This window comes from Staphylococcus lloydii (assembly GCF_015775975.1).
Lineage (GTDB): Bacteria > Bacillota > Bacilli > Staphylococcales > Staphylococcaceae > Staphylococcus > Staphylococcus lloydii.
Window position 1 is genome coordinate 612,190 of sequence record NZ_CP064056.1, and the last position, 21,041, is coordinate 633,230.

A 21,041-nucleotide genomic window follows, 5' to 3' on the forward strand; every position below is an offset into this window, starting at 1 on the left:
CGCATATCATTTAATATTGATATACGGCGATTTTATTAATGTTCTTTTTTTGTTGAACGTAAGTTATATTTTAGTAAGATTTCCAACATAATTATAATAACAGTTGTGATTATTAATACACTAACGTATGGTATAAAACTGTATTGTCCTTGTATACCAACTAAAGGTGACATTATTCCACCAAGTATGAATTGGAACAGTCCTAATAGGCTTGAAGCATTACCACTGCCACCTGTACGTGATTCCATAGCTAATGCGAAACTCAAAGGCCCAATACCTGTGACAGGACATACGTTTAAAAAGAAGCCAACAATTAAGACCCAGATAGGGAGATGTAAGGATAATCCTACAAAGATAACAACGACACCAACAATTTGAATAAGTGTTAGTAAAATTAATAAGCTAAAGCGGCTAATGTATTCGACTAGTTTAGCCGTAACCTGACTCATTATAATTAACCCGATACTATTGATTGAGAAAATAATACCTAATTCTTGTGGCGATAAGCTATAAATTTTTTGCGTAATAAAGGGACCTGCAGAGGCAAAACTAAATAGCATGACATACGTTAAACCTTGTAACAACATAGGAATAATAAATGTCTTTTGTTTTAATAAGGCGCCAAAGTCTTTAAATATTTCTGTGAAATTCAATTGCGCAGTGTGATGTGTACGTGTTTCTTTCATCTTGAATATTGCTAATAATAAAATAATAAAACTAATAATTGTTAATGCTACGAATACCGCTCTCCAACCAGCTAAACTTAACGCATAACCGCCAAGTGGTGGAGCTAAAATAGTAATGATACCATTAACTACAAGCAATGAAGCTAATGCTTTTGCAAGCGAGGGTCCTTCGTAATTATCACCTACGGAAGCTTTAGCAATAACAATTGCTCCACCACCAGTTAATCCTTGTATAAAGCGTAAAGCTAAGAAAAATGGCAATGTAGTTGTAAAGATAGCTACAAGTGATGCCACGGTATAAATACTAATGATAATTAGTGCAATTTTTTTACGCCCAAATGCATCTGATAATGGTCCGAAGGTAAATTGCCCTAAAGCTAAACCTATCATTGCAAACGACATCGTAAGCTGAACGTGCGATGTTGTAGAACCAAAATCTTTAAGGACGTGAGGTAATGAAGAGGCATACATATCTATAGTTAAGGGACCATAAGTGGTCATAATACCTAGTACAATAATAATCATTAAAGGTAAGGGACTTTTATTCTGTGTGTCCATTTAATGTTCTCCTTTATTTAACAGTCAGTTGTTAATTATAACGTTAGTCTATTATTTTGTAACTAATTATTATGATTTTTGTCTATTAATAATAACCGAGCAATATTTTCAGCCGTTTGCTCCATATATTGACGACCATTTTCTAATGCATCACTTAACGAGCAAGGTTGTTGTAGAATGCTAAATACAGATGAAATGCCATGTTCATATACTGCTTGATATCCTTCTCCAAGACTACCAGCAATTGCTATGACTGGTACATTGAAGCGTTGTGCAGCGTGAGACACACCAATTGGCGTTTTACCATAAATTGTTTGATGATCCATTTTACCTTCGCCAGTAATGACTAAGTCAGCGTCTTTTACGCGTTGTGTAAATTGAGTTTCTTTTAAGACAATATCGATACCTTTAGCTAAATTGGCATTTAAAAATGCTAATAAACCAGTTCCCAATCCACCTGCTGCACCAGCGCCTTCTATATCTTTTACAGATACGTTAAGTTGTTGCTCAATCACATCATGATAACGTGTCAATGCAGCGTCTAATTGCTTTATCATATCTTCCGTCGCACCTTTTTGCCTGCCATATATTTCACTAGCACCATATTTACCTAATAAGGGGTTGGTCACGTCACATGCTACTTCGATTGTTGTGTCCTTAAGCTTTGGATTAAGGTTGCTCATATCAATATGCGATAGCTTAGCTAAAGCAGCGCCACCAGCTTTGAGCGTTTGATTGTCACTATCTAAAAATTTACAACCTAATGCACTTAACATACCTACGCCACCATCATTTGTAGCACTACCACCGATGCCTAAAATGATATGCTGAGCACCTTGTTCGATTGCATCATTAATAAGTTGGCCAGTACCATAACTCGTTGTAATTAACGGATTTTTATCCTCTTCGGCAATTAAATCAAGTCCAGAAGCACTTGCCATGTCAATAATTGCAGTATTTGTTTCATAAGCATAACCATATGAAGCGGTTATCGTTTTGTTAATAGGATTTTTTACAGAGACTTTACGGTAACTGGCATTTAAAGCATTAACTAAAGCTTCAGTAGTGCCTTCACCTCCATCAGCCATAGGGATTTTATCGTACACTGTTGTGTTAGGAAAAACCTTAGCAAAACCTCTTTCAATTGCATCAGCGACTTCAATTGCAGCCATACTTTCTTTAAAAGAATCGGGTGCGATAACTATTTTTTTAATGTTTGTCATGGGTCAAGCCTCCAACGTTGCCATATAATGAATATATTAATCTTAATATGAAAAGGATTACAATGCAAAATTGCGATAACTTAATTTTTGCGTTGTGTTGCAAGAAAGTATAATCTAACCAATAGCATTATCTATGAGTTAATCAAGCGACTTTTAAATTACATAAATTAAAAACGCATTTTCTATAAAGATCAAACATATATTAATAAAAATGGGTAACAGAGTAATGTAGCTTTAAGAAGTTAGATTGTCTTGATTTATTGATGTATAAAAGTGGGTATAGTTATGGTCAGTTCAAATAAAATAATAGATATTTATCACATCTTTATAAAGTATATAGAGAGGCACTAAAAAATATAGAAAGAACTATAAATCAATTTCAGCAAGTTAATGCTCAAAATATACTATCCTAAATGAGCATGCATGGATCAGCCATTTGAGTAGTTAATGTTATTCATGTGTTAAGAACATAAAGGAGAACAAGATGAAAATAACTCAAACACAATATGAAGTTATTAAATTTATAATAGTAGGTGGTATCAACACTTTAAATTACTATATTATTTATTTATTACTATTGAAATTATTAGGCGTGAATTATTTAGTTAGTCATATTACAGGTTTTATTGTGGCTTTCATTATTTCTTATTATTTAAATTGCTACTTTGTCTATAAAGTACAACCTACATGGAAAAAGTTTATTCAATTTCCTATAACACAAGTAATTAATATGGGGATGCAAACTGGGCTACTCTATGTATTTGTTCATTGGTTACATATTTCTTCTGTAATCGCGCCATTTATTGGTTTAGTTGTTACGATTCCAATAACTTTTGTACTATCTAAATATATATTGAAAGATGATTAATATGACTAATTATTACGGGCTTTTTAAGACATAATAGGCAACTGGGTTTGCTCATATTTTATAAATTTTTTTAGGTTAAGCTAAATCATTTATTACAACATTTGTATTAAATAATTTTTATATAAAAAACGTTGTAAATGTTTGTTGAATCGGTCATAATAATATTTCAGTCTGGTTTAAGGTGGTTTAAGCTATGAATCAAAGTAATAATTTAAAAATAGCACAGAGAGGTGCTTATTTAAGTTTAATAGTCTATATTGTATTATCTATAGTTAAATTTGTAATAGGTACGCTTTACCATTCGGCAGCGGTAAGAGCGGATAGTCTGAACAATATGACGGATATCATCGTGTCATTAGCAGTAATAGTGGGATTGAAAATCTCAATTAAACCTGCAGACAGTAATCACCCATATGGTCATTTAAAATCGGAAAATATTTCTACATTATTAGTATCATTTATTATTATGTTTGTTGGTATTCAAGTTGTTGTCGAAAATTTACCTCGTATATTTACCAACGAAAATGCAACGCCTAATGTAATTACAATTTACGTCAGCATCGTCAGTGGTTTCATAATGCTTGGCGTATATGTTATTAATCATAAATTAGCCACTAGTACATCCAGTAGCTCACTAAAGTCTGCAGCAAAAGATAACTTGTCAGATGCACTTGTCAGTATTGGTACAGCAATTGGCTTAGTATTTACCCAATTTGGTTTACCGATAGTCGATATCATTTTAGCCACATTATTAGGATTATTAATTATCTATACTGGTTTTGGCATTTTTAAAGAATCTATTTTTGCCTTAAGTGATGGATTTAATGAACATGAATTAGAAGCATATAAAAATTATGTGCAAGAAGTGGAGGACGTTATAGACGTTCAATCAATTAAAGGTAGATATTATGGTAGCAGTGTATTTGTGGATGTGACTATTATTGTTGCTTCTGATTTAACTTTAGAAGAGGCGCATCAAATATGTGATGATGTCGAACAACATATGCATGCTAAAGGCATTTCTTCAGTTTATGTACATCCTGAACCGTATTCTATACAATAGTAAAAAATATACGACATCAAAGCGGGTCGACATATTTCATAACTCAAAAGCATCTTGTTTCCTTGATTTTTGTCAGGAAATAAGATGCTTTTTTATGAAAATATAGTTTTATTCTTATTCTATGCTTACTGATGTTAACGTTGCACACAAAAATATATAGCTCATTTAATACAATTAATCACAATAACTAAATTAATAAAAAAACTGCCAACAAAGCAAATCGCTTTGTCGACAGTTTAAACTTTTACTATATTAGCAAAGTTTTATTTATAGCAATTACCACCAACCGTTAGCTTCACGGAATGAAATAGCTTCATCAATTGAACCGTAACGTTCTTTGGCATATTGAACCATACCTTTAGTTTGTTCTTCAACAGAACCAGTTCCCCAAGATTCTTTAGTTTGGCCTAGACCTTGATAGCCTAATTCATTAACTGCATCTGGGTTACCACCTGATTCAGGTAATACTACTTTTTGCCATAATTCTTCAGTACCACCAGCATTTAAGAATTCTTGGTGTACAGATTCAGTTGATTGGCTTGATTGAGTTGTTTCTGCTGCATGCGCTTCTGATGAACTTGCGCTAATACCTACGCCAGCTGCTGTTATTGATAAAGTTGCGAATGATGCTAATAAAAATTTCTTCATTGTAAAAATCCTCCTATAATTTCTTTCACGACTGTTTGTGAAAGTATGCTTTATTGTTTTTAAATTCGCTATATTAATAGTTACTCTATGTTGTTAAGTCATTTATGAATTAACGTAGACTAATATAACATCTAAAAATTTTGCATAGGTTACAGCAAGATAAAAAAAGAATGATGATTATGACTTTGAGAAGACAAATATTGCAACTCGTAGTGTAATTTGTAACAAAAGTAAGTAAATTAATTGTATATTTTGTCTCAAGATTACATACTAGTAAGTATAGGAAAGCGTATATAAGTATTACATTATTGAAATAATTTTGAAATATAAAATATGTAAAAGAAAGAGGGATGAATATGCCTAAACTTATATTATGTAGACACGGACAAAGTGATTGGAATGCTGAAAACTTATTTACAGGATGGGCAGACGTTGATTTATCTGATCAAGGTAAAAAAGAAGCGATCACTTCTGGAAAAAAATTAAAAGAACAACAAATTGATATAGATATTGTTTATACATCATTATTAAGAAGAGCGATTAATACGACATATCATTTGTTATCTCAATCAGACCAATTATTTATACCAGTTCATAAAACATGGCGTTTGAATGAACGACATTATGGTGGGCTACAAGGTTTAAATAAAGATAATGCCCGTAAAGAATTTGGTGAAGAACAAGTACATTTATGGAGACGTTCATATGATATTGCTCCTCCCAAACAGAGTGAGGAACAAAGACAAGGGTATTTAGATGATAGAAAGTACGAGCATTTAGATAGAAGAGTTATGCCTGAATCAGAAAGTTTAAAAGATACTTTAGAACGCGTTATACCGTATTGGAACGATCAAATTTCTCAACAGTTGTTAGATGGTAAAACCGTGCTAGTTTCTGCACATGGTAACTCATTACGTGCACTAATTAAGTACTTAGAAGATGTGTCTGATGAGGATATTGTTGGTTATGAAATCAAAACAGGTGCACCACTTATTTACGACTTAACTGATGACTTAAAAGTTACAAATAAATATTATTTATAAAAAAGAGGATGATATCCATATAGCGGGTATCATCCTTTTAATTTGGGTAGGATTAGAGTATGTAAGGAGAAAATACGTCATGTGTTTAAGGATTAAACTGCTTTTTTATTCCGTTTGTGTTGTTTGATTATCTTTAGTGCTCTTTTTCGCGTTTTAATGTTGGGACTATTTAAATTACGTCTTGCTGTCTGTAAATCTTGTTTCATAATGTAACCTCCTTAGAAATATGACTTTTATTATGCAATAAAAAAGAAAATATGTAAATAGGAAATGTTACGATTTGCAAAAAATAATATAAAACTTTTTGAAAGTCAAAATGTTTTTGTTTCTAAAAGATTAAAAATTATGTATAATGTGTCGTTGCAGTCAAAAAAACTTGAAAAATTACAAACCTTAACGGAAACGTAATAGGAGGAAATATGTCACATAAAAATAAATTAATCATGGTTATAACTATGTTGTTTGGTGGCTTCTTTGGTTTATTAAACGAGACGTTACTCACAACAGCATTACCGAGCATTATGAAAGACTTCAAGATAGAATACACGCAAGTACAATGGTTAACAACGGCATTTTTATTAATGAATGGAATAGTCATCCCATTATCAGCAATGATTATTCAACGCTATACAACAAGACAAGTCTTTATGAGTGCCATTGCTATATTCTTTATTGGTACAATTATCGCTGGATTTAGTCCAAACTTTACTGTTCTTTTAATAGGAAGAATAGTTCAAGCCATGGGTTCTGGAATTATGATGCCATTAATGATGACAACGATACTAGATGTATTTGAACCACATGAACGTGGTAAGTACATGGGAACATTTGGTTTAGTTATTGGCTTAGCACCAGCTATCGGACCTACACTGTCAGGCTATTTAGTAGAATATTTTGATTGGAGATCATTATTCCATGTTGTGGCACCAATTGCAGCGTTAACTTTTGTTGCTTCACTTAAATTTGTGCAGAACGTAGGTACAAATAGAAAGACGCCTATAGATGTTTTATCAGTAACATTATCTATCCTTGGCTTCGGTGGTTTATTATATGGTACAAGCTCAATTTCACGAGACGGATGGGATAATCCTGTTGTTTTAACAACAGTAATTGGCGGTATTATTTTAGTTGCCTTATTTATTATTAGACAAACGAAACTGCCAATGCCATTACTAGATTTTAGAGTATTTAAAAATAAAGAGTTCGCAGTAGGTATTATCATTATGGCATTTACTATGATATCTATGATTGGTTCTGAAACAATATTGCCTATGTTTGTACAAAACATTATGAAAGAGTCAGCATTACAATCAGGTTTAATCTTATTACCTGGTGCAATCGTTATGGCGATTATGTCGATAATTTCAGGCTTTTTATATGAAAAATTTGGAGCTAAAATACTTGGCATTATAGGTATGCTCATTGTCGTTATCACAACTAGCTTTTTCATAGTCATGAATGCTGAAACATCAACTGGCCTCTTAGCTACTATTTATGCAATTAGAATGGTTGGTATAGCTTTAGGATTGATGCCATTAATGACACATACAATGAATCAACTGACTCGCGAAATGAATGCCCACGGTTCTTCAATGACCAACACGGTTCAGCAAATTGCGGCTTCAATTGGTACTGCAGCTCTAATTACAATTATGAGTCAAGTTGCAAAATCATTTAAACCAGACATGAGTGATTATAAAGGAATGAATCAAAAAGAAATGGGTATTAAAATACAACATGATGCTTTACTAAGTGGTTATCATGGTGCATTTTGGTTTGCCGTTTCTATTTCAGCAATTAGCTTACTATGTGTCTTTATGTTAAAAAGCAAACGCAAGCAAACGATAGAAAAGGCGTAATTTTGTAAGAAATTAACTTTGGAGGAATACGATGGAACATCATATGAAGTTAAACAATGAACCGTTTCAACAAATTAAAAATGGGTCGAAAACGATTGAAATAAGATTGCATGATGAAAAAAGACAACAAGTTCGTGCAAATGATATTATTATTTTTTCTCATATAGAAGATAAAAATAAAACGATTAAAGTTAAAGTGAAAGAAACTGTTGAATTTCCATCATTTCAAGCTTTGTTAAAGCATTACACTAATGAAGAAATAGGTGCTGACGAGGATACGCAATTATCGCAAAACCTTGCTTCTTTATACAATATATATAACCAAAGAGATGAATTGGAATATGGCGTACTTGCAATTAACATTAGATTAATTAAATGAAACGAATAAGCATATTGATATAAGAAAACAAATTTTAAATGAAGGGCAGATTGTGAACAGCAATGGCCTTTCATTTTTTATTAAGCAAAATAGCATTCTATGCTATAATTTGAAAGAAATATTAATATATGTAAATTTATAATCAGTTCTAAAGTGAAATAATTTTTAGAAGAGATTGTAGGAGAGAGAATAATGAAAAAGTTATTGTTTAGTTTTATAGCTGTCACAGTATTATTAGCAGGTTGTAGTAGTGGTAAGTATGCCGACAAAATAGATAAAGCGGTTAAGGCTCAAGAAAAATATCAAAAAAAATTAGCAAAAGGCCAAAAAGGTGATGCTGAAGCACACTATTACACATATAAGTTTAACAACAACAAACCTAAAATAATTAAAGATTTCAATTCTAAAGGTTATGTACAAGAACATAAAGCAGACTATAAAGAAGAAAATATGAACAAAAATTAGTTCATTTGCCATCGTGGAGGACGCATGAAAAAAATTTGGACACTTACAATCATCAGTTTAATATGTGTTGTACTATCTGCTTGTTCCAACCAACAAAACCCGCATAAAGATGATAAATACACCAAAGACGGAAAAGTAAAATTAATTATTTATGGAGATTTCAAATGCCCATACTGTAAAAAAGTAGATACTAAAATTTTGCCAAAAATAAACCAACAATATATTAAAAAGGGTAAGGTGGACTATCGATTCGTGAATATGGCGTTCTTAGGTAAAGATTCCATCATTGGTTCACGTGCAGGTCATGCGGTTCAACTTTATGCACCACAACAATATTTCCAATTTCAACAATCGATGTTTGCACAACAGCCAAACAATGAAAAGAAATGGATTACGACAACAAAAGTGGATCAGCAAATTGATAAATTATCGCTAGGTGCTTCGACGAAAGAAAAAATTAAAAAAGATTATAAAACGCAGGATAGTAAGTCTTGGAAAGCTGCAAAAAAGGATCAACAACTATATAAGAAAAATAAAATTAAGACAGCACCTACAGTATTTATCGGTGGTAAAAAAGTAGAAGATCCGTACGAATATAGCAATTATAAACAACTGATTGATAAAAAATTAAAAGCTAAATCATAAAAAAAAACATTTCTTAACTTGTGTTAATAGTTAAGAAATGTTTTTTTGTAATTAAATCGAAATAATTACGAATAACGTATTGAGTTTTAGCAAGAAAACGGTTATAATTATAAATCGTAAACATTACTATTTAAGGAGAATAACATGAAAAAGATAACATTTTTAACTCTATTAGTTTTAATGATTGGCGTTGCCGCTGTTGCTTGTAGTAACGGTAGCGGTGATAAGAAAGATAATAAAAAAGTTAAAGTTTATACTACTGTTTATCCACTCACTTCATTTGTAGAACAAATAGGTGGGAAACATGTTGATGTGAAATCAATATATCCTGCTGGCACAGATTTACATAGTTATGAACCAACACAAAAAGATATTTTAAAAGCTTCTAAAGCCGATTTCTTTGTGTATACGGGTGATGATTTAGATCCTGTAGCCAAAAAAGTGGCTGGGACAATCAAAGATAAAGATAAAAAATTATCATTACAAACGCATATAAAACAAAGCGAATTACTTTCGGAACATGACGACGATGAACATGAACATGGCGAAGAAGAACATCATCATGGTAAATATGATCCGCATATTTGGTTAGATCCAGTTTTAGATAAACAGTTTAGTAAAAATATTAAAGATAAGCTGATAGCCCAAGACCCTAAACATAAAAAAGAATATGAAGATAATTATAAAAAATTAGCCCAAGATTTAACTAAAATTGATAAACAATTAACTGCTATTACAAAAGACAAGAAAAATAATGTCGCTTATATATCCCATGATTCGATTGGTTATTTAGCTAAACGATATGGTTTTAAACAAGAAGGCATACAAAATATGAATGCTGAAGATCCTTCACAAAAAGATTTAACTAAAATTGTACATGATATTAATTCACATAAAGTTAAGTACATTTTATTAGAAGAAAATGTCTCAACAAAAGTTACAGACACTGTGCGCAAAGAGACTGATACTAAACCTGTGAAGTTCAATAACATGGAAAGTGTAACTTCTAAGCAATTAAAAGATAAAGACGTAACTTATCAATCAATTATGCGTGAAAATATTAAAAGTTTAGATAAAGCATTACAAGGTTCATAATTGTTTCATTGCAATCGAATATTAGTATAACGCCTCAATCTAAAGGATGTTCCTTTAGATTGAGTTTTTTGATTGTAAAACGTTATTCGGGGGTAAATAAATAAAGTGAAATTTAGTGGTTGATATATTTTTTGTATTTGGTATAATAATTATATTAATAAATTTGGAGGAATGACGTAATGACACAATTTAATTTTGATAAAGCACATTCAGCATTAGAGTTTTCTATTCGACACTTGGCAATTTCTAACGTAAAAGGACGTTTTACTGATTTTGACGCTAATATCTCAGGAGATATTAATGATTTAAGTTCAATTAAAGGTAACGTAGTTATAAATGCTAGCTCAGTAAATACTGGCCTAGAAGACCGTGACAAACATTTACAAGGTAGTGATTTCTTCGATGTAGAAAATCACCCAGAAATTACATTCACAATCAAATCAGTAAGTGATAATTCTGTTACTGGTGATGTGACTATTAAAGGTGAAACACATGAAGAAACTTTCGATGCTAAATTACAAGGTATTAGCAAAAACCCTATGAATGGTGCTGATACTGCAGGATTTATCGTTGACGGTAAAATCAATCGTGAGAAATACGGCATTACATTTAACCAAGCTTTAGAAACTGGCGGCGTGATGTTAGGTAAAGATGTTAAATTTGAAGTGAGCTTGGAGTTCGCATTAGAAAACTAATATAGTCATGGAATTTAGCAAAGAATTATTTTTAAGTAGAGAATGCTTAGCATACTAAATTAAACAATCAAGTGTTTTTAAATATAAAAAGAGTGGGTTTAGTTAATCAATTTGATTACTAACCCACTTTTTTTGTTAAGAGTAAAATGAAAAGGGTATTTATGAAAGCATATCATTAATATTGGAGGAGCGATTATGAGTATACCGTTACCCAAAATAGGCAAACCTGCAACTAATGCGCTAATGAATAAAGATATTGTTACGTTAGAGGATGTGGCTCAGTATGATAAGCAGACATTAGCTTCCTTTCATGGTGTAGGGCCAAAAGCAATGAAAATTCTGGAAGAAAATCTTGAGATGCATGCATTAACTTTCAACGATAAACAATCGATCAAATTGCCATTTAAATTAAACGGTGATCTTGAATGTGATCACGCACCCAAAAGACGGTTAATGTTAGATTTTTTAATTGCAACAGCAACGCTGGATGATAATTTATTAAATGAAATTGTGCGTGACGATTTTATGTGGATCGTACCCGGTGCATTTACAATTACAGATAAAAATAAGTTTTTGGAAGAATTAAGCGAACACGCGTCACCGATAGAGTCAATGACAGTGACATATAATATTAGTCATGGTAAAACGGGAGCAATCAATGGTTATCAAGTAATGAAGGATGGCAGTAAAGTTTATTTTGCAGATTTTATGGAATTTGAAAGTCATAAAAGAGATGCTAAAATTATAGCAGTTACATCCTATGTCATTATGAATGAAGGAGATTCTTAAATGGGTTTAGAAGTAAATAATAATAAAATAATTTTTACAAGAACGTTCAAAGCAACTACCAAAGCTGTATACAAAGCCTATACAGATAAAACTTTATTTTCACAATGGTTCCATCCAAAAGGTGCAACGACAGAGGTTTTTGAATTTAATGTATGTGAAGGTGGCAAAGCTTTCTTTGCAATTCATACACCACAAGGGACGAGTTATACAGTAACACAATATAATAAGGTTACAGAACCTAATTATATAGATTACAACGACTTTTTTGCCAATGCACAAGGTGAAATAAATAAGACGATGGCTGGTATGCACAACATAGTTCAAATAGAGGATGAAGGCAAAGGTTATGTAAAAGTAATTGCTACTTCAGAATTACCTGATGCCACATCAGTCCAACGTTTAATAGACATGGGCGTAGAACAAGGCATGCAAGCCACATTTGATAATTTAGAACAGTTACTTTCATCATAAAAACACACGACTCAAGTTGCTATTCTATAGCTTGAGTCGTGTGTTTTGTTTATTCAAAGCGATTAATTACGTCCTCGATAGAGTAAGTATTTAATTTACTAATAATTGAGGTATCTACCTCAGTGTAAATATCGTTTAATGCGGGGGTAATATTTCTTCCTACGGGACAATGTGTATTCGTATCTTCATGGATTTTAACAAAATGGCTATCAATGTCCGTGGTATAGCGAAAAACCTCACCCAATAATATTTGGTTTGCTGATTGAGTTAAACTGTAACCTGCTACACCTTGCGTACTAGTTATAAATTGCCCGTCTTTTAAGAAACGACAAATTTTACGTACTAAACTCGGATTGCTATTCACACTAGATGCAATGTATTGACTAGATACTGGTTCTTTTTCAAGTGATAGTAAACTAAGTATATGTACAGCGATTGAAAATTGTGAGTTCATAAATAGGTCATCCTTAATATGTTACTTGTGATTTTTTTGAATACAAGTAAAGTTTACTCGGTGTAACAGTATTTTACAAATTTTTGCGCTTTTTTATTGTATCAAATTATAAAAAGGTATTATATCATGTAAGAAAATAGTTATTAAAGGTGGATGGTGAGTATGTTAGAAAATAAGAAGGCGATAAAGGATACTTATTCTTCAATTGAAACTGTGAAAAGCATCGTCAGTCAAGCTCAAAGCAAGGAAGTTATGTATGATCAAACGCCAACAAGATATGCACTTAAATCTATAATGTCAGGATTTTTATTAGCAATCGTTACGGTATTTATGTTAGCTATAAAAACACAATTTTCAGGGGCACTAGAAGGTGTCGTGAACTTGTTAGGTGCTATCTCATTTAGTTTAGCCTTAGTCATAATCGTGTTAACTCATTCAGAATTATTAACGAGTAATTTCATGTATTTAACGGTTGGATGGTATTATAAGGCCTTAAAATTAAATAAAGTAATAGCTATATTTATCATATGTTTTATTTTTAATATTATCGGTGGGATTATCTTATTTGCATTAATGAAATTCACACATATTATGACGCCTGACATGATTAAAGCCTTAACAACGACTGTCGATTCCAAAACGATTGAAGCTACATGGTACGCGATATTAGTTAAAGGGATATTTTGTAATTTCTTTATTAATATTGGCATATACATATCATTACAATTTAAAGATGGTCTATCTAAAGCATTTTTCATTGCATGTGGCGTAATCGTTTTCGTATTTATGGGGTATGAACACGTGGTATTTAATGCAGGTCTCTATGCAGGCATGTTGTTTTATAACTTTGATGCGGTAGCTTGGATAGATGTATTGAAAAATATCGTGTTTGCATTTATTGGTAACTATATCGGTGGAGTTATTTTTGTAGGTCTCTTGTATGCCTATCTAAACGGTCACCGTGACAGTCTAAAAATTTAATATCTACATTTAGACTTGAAGAGGTAATGTACTTCTTTCAAGTCATTTTATTTGTTACTTCAGGTTGTAACATGTTATATATCTTATTGTTATTGACAAGCAGTAATAAAAAACACCACATAGACGATGAGAAGAAGGGAGCGCTTTAATTGACTAACCACAATATTCGCATTGCTGAAGAGAAAGATGCAGCAGAACTTCAACAGTTAATGTATGAAGCTTTTACACCATTAAGAGAGTTAGGTATCGACTGGCCATCTGTTAATGCAGATGTTGATGCTGTAAGAAGAAATTTAATTGAAGGCACTACTTTTGTATTAGAAAATGACGATGAAATTATTTCTACAATTACTGTACGTTATCCATGGCAAGGTAAGCGAAGAATATCGATATATCCTTTTGTATGGTGGTTTGCAACAAAACCTAAATACGACGGACAAGGTTTAGGAAGTAAATTACTAACATATGTTGAAGAAACATTTTTACGTGATACGTTGAAAGCTCCTGCAGTAACGTTGGGTACTTCTGCTAGAAAGCATCCATGGTTGTTAGGCATTTATGAAAAACGTGGCTACGAAATCTATGATGAGCATGAAAGTGATGATGGAGATTTAGGTGTTATTATGAGAAAAGTTTTAATACCGGAACGCTTTGATGAAGAAGTACTCGGAAAGCCACCATTTTAGTATAAAAAGAACCCTTTCGCGCTACACATATTGTTAATGTGTATGACGAAAGGGCATTTTAATACTAGTTTATTTCTATATTACTTGCTACATTAACGGTTGTATCTTGTTCTTTTGGTAAAGTAACGTATAATACACCGTTATCAAATTTAGCAGAGATTTGCTCTTGTATAATATGCTTAAAAGTAAATTGACGGTTTAAGTCATTTGTAGCACGTTCTTTATGAATCATTTTACCATCATCAGTGATGTTAGCTTGAGATTGTTTTGCCTCAATAGTTAATGTTTCATTGTCGAAATTCAACTGAATGTCAGATTTATTAAATCCAGGTAGTTCAGCTGCTACTACAAAATGGTCATTATATTCTATAATATCTGTTTTAATGTCTTTTTTGAAAGGTGTCTGTTCATATATCTGTCTACCTACATCTTTAAAAAACTCTCCAGGGTCGACGTCAAATAAAGTATTGTTAAAAGATCTTTTTTCAAATGCCAAATTAATCAGCTCCTTTAAATTAGTCTAAAAGATAGACTATCTATATTGTAAAAGGTATAAGAAAAAAAGCAAAATAAACCACATCCATTAGCATAAAGTTAGATGGATAAAGTTATGCTAATGGATATGGTTTATTCGTAGTTTAAGGTTAAATATTATAAATTTGCGTCGAAATTTTTATTTACAAAATTTTGTAATGTATCTTTTAATTCTTTTGATTCTTCAATATCCATATCAAATTCAGTAAATACTTTTTTAGACACATCTAAAAGTTGTTCACGAATGTCTGTACCTTCATTTGTCAATGAAACCTGTAAGTTACGTTCATCACTTTGTTCACGCATACGTTTAACTAAACCTTTTTTCTCTAATTTTTTAAGTAGCGGCGTTAAAGTACCTGAATCTAGGAAAACGCGTTTTCCCAAAGTTTTGATGTTGATTTTGTCGTCGGGTTCCATGGCAAGTAATACAATGTAGCCAGTATATGTTAAATCATACTCCTTTAAGTATGAAGTATATTTCTTTATAATTTCTTTGGAAGAAACATAAAATAAAAAGCATAATTGTCGTTCTAAATAACTATCTTTATTCATCTAATTAATCGCTCCTTTTGCTTTTTAACAATAATATTATAACGGAGCTATGTCAATAAAAAGTGAAAGCGTTATATTTTTTATTGTTAAAATATTTATAAATAGATAGATATTAAGAACATTTTGTTACAAAGTTTGCCTAACTCTTTATAATTAAATATTTTTAGGTCATAATAAATAAGATACGTATTAACAAACTGGGTTAAAGGAGATTCATAATGAAGACGTTTTTCAAATTACTAGGAATCTTAATTGTTTCATTTATCTTAGCTGTTGTCTTCTTTTTTGGAATGAGAACTTACCAAGGCCATAAAAACCTTGAATTAGTAGATAAATATTTAGCTGAACATCATTTAACTGATAAAGTTCAATCTGAAAAAACGAAGTACAGTGGTAAAAAAGGTCTGTATTATAAAGAAGTGAAATTCAAAACAGATCCCCATTTGACTTATGACGTACAACCAATTAGTACCTTCAAAGGTATAGTTGTACAAGGTTTCGATAATGAAACGAAAAATAGAGTTAAAGATGCTAAATATCGAGAGTTTGATCAAGATTACAAGCCTAAAAAGTAAATAAAAGTGCATTAAATGTAGGTCACAGAAATATGTATAATTTCTGTGACTTTTATTATTGTAAGTAGGGGAAAAAGGTTATTGAGCAAGCGTTTTCATATTATGTTACTCATTTATAAAATTTACTTATAAAAGTATCGTTATATAAATTGAAGATTCATAAAATATGAAATAGTAACGGTATAATCGCATTTAAATAAAAAATAAAGATTTATTATACTTGATTTTGCAAAATATTATCGATGTTACTTATTTATAATTTTTAAGTGTATAAAATAATAAAAGATGTAATTAGTTACTAATTTATAAAAAGTTTTATACTCTTTTTTTATTTTGTTTGATATAATTTAGAAATGTCAGAAGAAGGGGAGTTTCAACATGAAATATTTGAGAAAAATTAGTTTGCCAACTCAGGTTATCATAGCGCTTATACTTGGTATCATTGTTGGTCTACTATTATATGGACATGATGAATGGGTAAATTACATTAAGCCATTTGGAGATGTCTTTTTAAATTTAATTAAAATGATTGTCATACCGGTCGTATTCTGTGCGCTAGCATTATCAATTTCTAATGTTGGTGAATCAAAAACAGTTGGACGTTATGGACTAAAAACAATTATATATTTTGAAGTTATTACAACAATAGCAATCGCATTGGGATTAATTTTTGCGAATATCTTTAAACCGGGTTCTGGACTAGATCCCCATAAATTACCAAAAGGTGACATATCATCATACGAATCATCTGCAAAGGCAGCTGAACATTCTACATATGGTAATCACTTTATCGACACACTTGTGAACATAGTACCTACAAACTTTTTTGAAGCATTAAATAAAGGTGATTTATTACCAATTATCTTCTTCGCCGCTTTCTTCGGTATTGCGTTATCTGCAATCGGTAAAAAAGCAGATCCTGTAAGAGATGTATTAAGTGGTGTTTTAGAAGCCGTATTCTGGATGATTAACAAAATACTTAAATTAGCACCAATCGGTGTTTTCGCATTTATTAGTACTACAATTATGACATTCGGTGCCTCAGCATTATTACCACTATTAAAATTATTATTAGTAGTAATCGGCGCAATGGTATTCTTTGTAGTCGTCGTATTAGGTATCGTTGCTAAAATATGTGGTATCAATATTTTCCATATTATGAAAATACTTAAAAACGAATTGATATTAGCATTTTCAACATCAAGTTCAGAGTCAGTGTTACCAATTATCATGAAAAAGATGGAAAACTTTGGGGCACCAAGAGACATTACATCATTTGTGGTTCCAATCGGATATACATTTAACTTAGACGGTTCTGCATTGTATCAATCTATAGCGGCACTATTCGTGGCGCAAATGTATGGCATAGACATGTCAATTGGCCAACAAATTATGTTAATGGTTACATTAATGGTTGCATCTAAAGGTATGGCAGGTGTACCTGGTGTATCTATAGTTGTTCTTGTAACTACTTTAGGTGCAATGGGATTACCAGCACAAGGTCTAGCCTTAATCATTGGTGTCGATAGATTACTAGATATGGTTAGAACGGCAGTAAACGTAATGGGTAACTCTTTATCAACAATCGTTATCTCTAAATGGGAAGGCGTATACAATAAAGATAAAGGCCAAGAATATTATAAATCTATATAAAAGAAGAGAGACAAATCAATAAATGATTTGTCTCTCTTTTTAACGTGCGCATGATTACATGTGCATATTACCCATGTCATGTATTTTCATCATTAAACCGTGAGGAACATCATCGTGCTTAACGACTTTCATAGATGAATATTTGTCAGAACCTTTGGCTTTAACTAATTTTACGAAATCGCCTTTTTTAGGTGAAAAACCACTTTTAGAAGGGATTTTTACGTCTTTTTCTACTTTATGATCTTTTTCGTTAATTACTTTTTCGGCAGTATTTTTATCTTTCATATAACCGTAATACGTTTCTTTTTCACCCGTAGTCATCATTACGATAACTAGAACGATACTTACGATTAACATTACTGCGATTAAGCCGTAACTAAATACCTTTTTGTTCATATTAATTCTTGGCTCCTTTAACAATCTATATTAATAATATAACTTCATTATAATAATAATATAGATAAAAACAAAATTAAATCGTCAAATTTTCTTTAATGTAACAAATTTGTCGTATTTTACATAATTTTAACGTCTATAGCGCTTCTGAAATTCAATTGGAGAGATATTAATATGAATGTTCGGATAGTTAGGAAGATAATTATATTGTTGTCTAAATGCTAGTGGTGTAGTGTTTAAATGATTTTTGAAATGAGTTAAATAGTTGTAATAGTTTTTAAAACCAAAAAAGTAGGCAATAGATGTAATTGTACTATTTGTTAATAACAGCTCTGGTATAGATAGTGCAATTTTTAAACTAGTAAGGTAGTATTTAAAACTTACATTTAAATATCTGATAAATAATAGAGAAATATAACTAGGGGAGAAATATAGTTTTTGTGCTAAATGCTGTGAAGTAAGTGTTTGTAAACTATAACGGTTAATGTATGATGCTATATTATTCAACGGTGTGCTCTGTGAACAAATAATCGGTTTGTAGATTTTGGTATGTGTTACATATGCTTCTGTATTTAATAACTGCAAAATATCGAAAAATAGTGTCGTATTTATTGTCGTATTGTAATGATATTCGCTGATGATTTGTAAAATTAATAATTTTAGCGTGTGTGAGGATTGTAATTTTTGATAATTATAGTGACTGGTAAATAAATGCTGTTGATTTTGTGAAAGAAGAATTAAGGGGATTTTGATTTCTATTATTTGCTTGCCACCAAGAATCGTGTATAAATCACTATGATTAATAATTAAGACGTCATCATGTATCTTTATCATTTTGCCGTTTATGCGTATGCTTAACTCATTACATAGTGAAAAGTATAATATAAGGTGATTTAAACAACGGCACGTAGTTGTTGGATGAAAATTGTAGAAGCGGATTGTACAGCGCATTAAATCAACTCCATAAATAAGATGTTTTCGTTGTAACGCTATTCATTATACAATAGTTATCCTAATTAATTTTTACTACAATTTTTTAAAGATGAGAGTTATAGTAACTATTAAAAATGTGAGATTAAATAGGTGAGTGTTAATGGAGTATATATATTCTGATTACTTTAATGGTAAACCGCAGATAACAGATAAAAAGCAACAAATCTTTGGGATTGTGTTACATGATGACGCAGAAAACATGGCTGCTAAAGATTATATAGCATGGCTCGAAGAAAGAGAACAACAAGGTTGTTTAGAAAAAGGATGGGCTAGCATTTATGTTGATAAAGATACATGCTATTGGTTTCACCCTATTGAATACGTAGAGTGGCATTGTGGAAATCGCTTTGCGAATGAACATTATGTAGGCATTGAAAGATGTCAGTCGAAAATAGATGGCGTTTTGTCGGACGCGCAATTTAAAGAAAATGAAGAAGCTAGCTTTGCACTTGCGGCACAAATTTTAAAAGAACAGCAACTACCGGTAAACAGAGATACTATCCGACTGCATAGAGAATTTTTCGATACCGCTTGTCCTGCCAGAGCATGGCAAATGCATGTTAATGATGATGAAGATACGTTAGTGAACAGAGCGCGATTAAAAGATTACTTTATAAGTCGTATCCAAAGCTATTATGAGCATGTATAACAATTATAAAACAGCTATACTACGATAATGGTTACATTACAGTAGTATAGCTGTTCTATTGTTTATGAAGTTAAAGTTTCTGTTTGCGCCATAAAAATGCACCGACAAATGATACAAGTATTAGTGAAATCACAATAACGACTATCCATGAAATATAGCTGTGGTCGTTAATCGGTAACGGTACATTCATACCAAAGAAGCTAAATACTAGCGTTGGTAACGTTAAGAAAACTGTAAATAATGTTAAAGTTTTCATCGTGTTATTTAATTCATTTGATAATAGAGAGGCATGTGAAGTCGTAATACTCTCTAAAATTTTGGTATATAGTTCAGTTGTTTCAACGGCTTGTTTATTTTCGATAACTAAATCTTCGAGTAACTCTTCGTCTTCATCAAATCTTTTTATGGCAGGCAATCTAAAGAGCTTTTTAATAATATTATCATTGCCTTTAAGTGCCGCTAAAAAGTAAACTAAACTTTTTTCTACTTCCATAAGATTATACAATTGTTTATTACTAACATTGTTTTTTAAATTACGTTCAATACGTAGTCTTGTTTTGTTTAATAATCTTAAATTTCTATTATAGTGATTCGCTATTGTTAATAAAATATTTAACGCAAAACGACTATGATACTTTAAATTAATATGTTGACGTGAGAAATTCTCTAGAAATTCATTTTCCTCGTTACATATCGTAATTATTCTTTTATTACCAATAATGATACCTAATGGAATAGTTATAAAAGAGAGGACATTTTGATTTGTTTTATTGACGATGGGTAAATCGATAATGATTAAAGAGTAGCCGGATTCATCATCGTATTCGATACGGGAACTCTCTTCACTGTCTAATGGGTCTTTAATAAAATCCTCAGGAATATTATATTGGGACATTATTGTTTCTATTTCTTCTCGATCGGGTTCTACAATATTAATCCAAGAAGCCGATGCATCTGCTGTAGATTCGATGATTTCTTGATTTTGATTATGTTTATATGCTGTAATCATTTCCCAATACCTCCTTTCAAAATAAATACTTTATTATATTAGCGAATATATAAGTATCTTACAATAGTA

25 protein-coding genes and 1 pseudogene are annotated in these 21,041 nt (G+C 31.4%); 16 read left to right on the forward strand and 10 right to left on the reverse strand.

Annotation, left to right across the window (positions count from 1 at the left end; genetic code table 11):
* Nucleotides 1-35: 35 nt before the first annotated feature.
* Both ISP08_RS02720 and ISP08_RS02725 read right to left on the reverse strand, forming a co-directional pair.
* Nucleotides 36-1,244, reverse strand: a complete 1,209-nt coding sequence (locus tag ISP08_RS02720) for a putative multidrug effflux MFS transporter TcaB (protein ID WP_195719285.1) — start codon at nucleotides 1,242-1,244, stop codon at nucleotides 36-38.
* Between the two features lie 62 nt (nucleotides 1,245-1,306).
* Complete coding sequence (locus ISP08_RS02725) at nucleotides 1,307-2,467, reverse strand: glycerate kinase (protein ID WP_195719286.1); 1,161 nt, start codon at nucleotides 2,465-2,467, stop codon at nucleotides 1,307-1,309.
* 484 nt (nucleotides 2,468-2,951) lie between these two features.
* Here ISP08_RS02725 and ISP08_RS02730 point away from each other — a divergent pair, with 484 nt between their 5' ends.
* Together ISP08_RS02730 and ISP08_RS02735 are read left to right on the forward strand one after the other, a co-directional pair.
* Complete coding sequence (locus ISP08_RS02730) at nucleotides 2,952-3,335, forward strand: GtrA family protein (RefSeq protein WP_195719287.1); 384 nt, start codon at nucleotides 2,952-2,954, stop codon at nucleotides 3,333-3,335.
* 193 nt (nucleotides 3,336-3,528) lie between these two features.
* Complete coding sequence (locus ISP08_RS02735; protein WP_195719288.1) at nucleotides 3,529-4,398, forward strand: cation diffusion facilitator family transporter; 870 nt, start codon at nucleotides 3,529-3,531, stop codon at nucleotides 4,396-4,398.
* A 276-nt stretch (nucleotides 4,399-4,674) separates the two neighbouring features.
* Here the strand turns inward: ISP08_RS02735 and ISP08_RS02740 are convergent, their stop codons facing one another.
* Nucleotides 4,675-5,046, reverse strand: coding sequence for an aggregation-promoting factor C-terminal-like domain-containing protein (locus tag ISP08_RS02740; protein ID WP_195719289.1), 372 nt, complete (start codon nucleotides 5,044-5,046; stop codon nucleotides 4,675-4,677).
* A gap of 356 nt (nucleotides 5,047-5,402) precedes the next feature.
* On the opposite strand from ISP08_RS02740, the gene ISP08_RS02745 reads away from it, so the two are divergent.
* Nucleotides 5,403-6,089, forward strand: coding sequence for a 2,3-diphosphoglycerate-dependent phosphoglycerate mutase (locus tag ISP08_RS02745; protein ID WP_048793115.1), 687 nt, complete (start codon nucleotides 5,403-5,405; stop codon nucleotides 6,087-6,089).
* A 92-nt stretch (nucleotides 6,090-6,181) separates the two neighbouring features.
* Here the strand turns inward: ISP08_RS02745 and ISP08_RS02750 are convergent, their stop codons facing one another.
* On the reverse strand, nucleotides 6,182-6,295 hold the full coding sequence (locus ISP08_RS02750) for a putative metal homeostasis protein (protein WP_152906102.1): 114 nt from the start codon (nucleotides 6,293-6,295) through the stop codon (nucleotides 6,182-6,184).
* Between the two features lie 213 nt (nucleotides 6,296-6,508).
* On the opposite strand from ISP08_RS02750, the gene ISP08_RS02755 reads away from it, so the two are divergent.
* The 8 genes and pseudogenes from ISP08_RS02755 (at nucleotide 6,509) to ISP08_RS02790 (ending at nucleotide 12,487) form a co-directional block, all read left to right on the forward strand.
* A complete protein-coding gene (locus ISP08_RS02755; protein WP_195719290.1) occupies nucleotides 6,509-7,948 on the forward strand; it encodes an MDR family MFS transporter in 1,440 nt (479 codons plus the stop codon).
* Between the two features lie 31 nt (nucleotides 7,949-7,979).
* Complete coding sequence (locus ISP08_RS02760; protein ID WP_048793113.1) at nucleotides 7,980-8,327, forward strand: ASCH domain-containing protein; 348 nt, start codon at nucleotides 7,980-7,982, stop codon at nucleotides 8,325-8,327.
* Between the two features lie 192 nt (nucleotides 8,328-8,519).
* The gene (locus tag ISP08_RS02765) at nucleotides 8,520-8,792 is read left to right on the forward strand and encodes a cystatin-like fold lipoprotein (RefSeq protein WP_195719291.1); all 273 of its coding nucleotides are present in this window, start codon (nucleotides 8,520-8,522) and stop codon (nucleotides 8,790-8,792) included.
* A 24-nt stretch (nucleotides 8,793-8,816) separates the two neighbouring features.
* Entirely contained in the window at nucleotides 8,817-9,437 is a 621-nt protein-coding gene (locus ISP08_RS02770; RefSeq protein WP_048793111.1) for a DsbA family protein, read from the forward strand.
* Nucleotides 9,438-9,581: 144 nt separating this feature from the next.
* Nucleotides 9,582-10,520: pseudogene (locus tag ISP08_RS02775) on the forward strand (metal ABC transporter solute-binding protein, Zn/Mn family); the annotation flags it as partial.
* A 191-nt stretch (nucleotides 10,521-10,711) separates the two neighbouring features.
* Nucleotides 10,712-11,227 carry a YceI family protein gene (locus ISP08_RS02780; protein ID WP_195719293.1) on the forward strand — a complete coding sequence of 172 codons (516 nt, stop codon included), beginning with the start codon at nucleotides 10,712-10,714 and terminating at the stop codon, nucleotides 11,225-11,227.
* 195 nt (nucleotides 11,228-11,422) lie between these two features.
* The gene (locus ISP08_RS02785; protein ID WP_195719294.1) at nucleotides 11,423-12,016 is read left to right on the forward strand and encodes a helix-hairpin-helix domain-containing protein; all 594 of its coding nucleotides are present in this window, start codon (nucleotides 11,423-11,425) and stop codon (nucleotides 12,014-12,016) included.
* Nucleotides 12,017-12,487, forward strand: a complete 471-nt coding sequence (locus ISP08_RS02790; RefSeq protein ID WP_195719295.1) for an SRPBCC family protein — start codon at nucleotides 12,017-12,019, stop codon at nucleotides 12,485-12,487. It abuts the gene before it with no gap.
* Between the two features lie 49 nt (nucleotides 12,488-12,536).
* Here ISP08_RS02790 and ISP08_RS02795 read toward each other — a convergent pair whose 3' ends face one another.
* Nucleotides 12,537-12,941: an Rrf2 family transcriptional regulator gene (locus ISP08_RS02795; RefSeq protein WP_195719296.1), complete on the reverse strand. Its 405-nt coding sequence runs from the start codon at nucleotides 12,939-12,941 to the stop codon at nucleotides 12,537-12,539.
* Nucleotides 12,942-13,103: 162 nt separating this feature from the next.
* On the opposite strand from ISP08_RS02795, the gene ISP08_RS02800 reads away from it, so the two are divergent.
* On the forward strand, nucleotides 13,104-13,922 hold the full coding sequence (locus ISP08_RS02800) for a formate/nitrite transporter family protein (RefSeq protein WP_195719297.1): 819 nt from the start codon (nucleotides 13,104-13,106) through the stop codon (nucleotides 13,920-13,922).
* Nucleotides 13,923-14,071: 149 nt separating this feature from the next.
* Nucleotides 14,072-14,608: a GNAT family N-acetyltransferase gene (locus ISP08_RS02805; protein ID WP_195719298.1), complete on the forward strand. Its 537-nt coding sequence runs from the start codon at nucleotides 14,072-14,074 to the stop codon at nucleotides 14,606-14,608.
* 64 nt (nucleotides 14,609-14,672) lie between these two features.
* On the opposite strand, the gene ISP08_RS02810 is transcribed toward ISP08_RS02805, so the two are convergent.
* Together ISP08_RS02810 and ISP08_RS02815 are read right to left on the reverse strand one after the other, a co-directional pair.
* Nucleotides 14,673-15,104: an Hsp20/alpha crystallin family protein gene (locus ISP08_RS02810; RefSeq protein ID WP_195719299.1), complete on the reverse strand. Its 432-nt coding sequence runs from the start codon at nucleotides 15,102-15,104 to the stop codon at nucleotides 14,673-14,675.
* 155 nt (nucleotides 15,105-15,259) lie between these two features.
* A complete protein-coding gene (locus ISP08_RS02815) occupies nucleotides 15,260-15,697 on the reverse strand; it encodes a MarR family winged helix-turn-helix transcriptional regulator (protein ID WP_048793102.1) in 438 nt (145 codons plus the stop codon).
* A gap of 218 nt (nucleotides 15,698-15,915) precedes the next feature.
* Here ISP08_RS02815 and ISP08_RS02820 point away from each other — a divergent pair, with 218 nt between their 5' ends.
* A complete protein-coding gene (locus ISP08_RS02820) occupies nucleotides 15,916-16,272 on the forward strand; it encodes a DUF3139 domain-containing protein (protein WP_195719300.1) in 357 nt (118 codons plus the stop codon).
* A 378-nt stretch (nucleotides 16,273-16,650) separates the two neighbouring features.
* Nucleotides 16,651-17,925 (forward strand): cation:dicarboxylate symporter family transporter, encoded by a 1,275-nt coding sequence (locus ISP08_RS02825; RefSeq protein ID WP_195719301.1) that lies wholly within the window; start codon nucleotides 16,651-16,653, stop codon nucleotides 17,923-17,925.
* Between the two features lie 54 nt (nucleotides 17,926-17,979).
* Here the strand turns inward: ISP08_RS02825 and ISP08_RS02830 are convergent, their stop codons facing one another.
* Entirely contained in the window at nucleotides 17,980-18,321 is a 342-nt protein-coding gene (locus ISP08_RS02830; RefSeq protein WP_048793099.1) for a DUF4889 domain-containing protein, read from the reverse strand.
* A gap of 129 nt (nucleotides 18,322-18,450) precedes the next feature.
* Complete coding sequence (locus tag ISP08_RS02835; RefSeq protein WP_195719302.1) at nucleotides 18,451-19,155, reverse strand: helix-turn-helix domain-containing protein; 705 nt, start codon at nucleotides 19,153-19,155, stop codon at nucleotides 18,451-18,453.
* A gap of 259 nt (nucleotides 19,156-19,414) precedes the next feature.
* Between ISP08_RS02835 and ISP08_RS02840 the strand changes: the two genes are divergently transcribed.
* Nucleotides 19,415-19,963, forward strand: coding sequence for a peptidoglycan recognition protein family protein (locus ISP08_RS02840; protein ID WP_195719303.1), 549 nt, complete (start codon nucleotides 19,415-19,417; stop codon nucleotides 19,961-19,963).
* A gap of 70 nt (nucleotides 19,964-20,033) precedes the next feature.
* Here the strand turns inward: ISP08_RS02840 and ISP08_RS02845 are convergent, their stop codons facing one another.
* On the reverse strand, nucleotides 20,034-20,972 hold the full coding sequence (locus ISP08_RS02845) for a magnesium transporter CorA family protein (RefSeq protein WP_195719304.1): 939 nt from the start codon (nucleotides 20,970-20,972) through the stop codon (nucleotides 20,034-20,036).
* Nucleotides 20,973-21,041 lie beyond the last annotated feature (69 nt).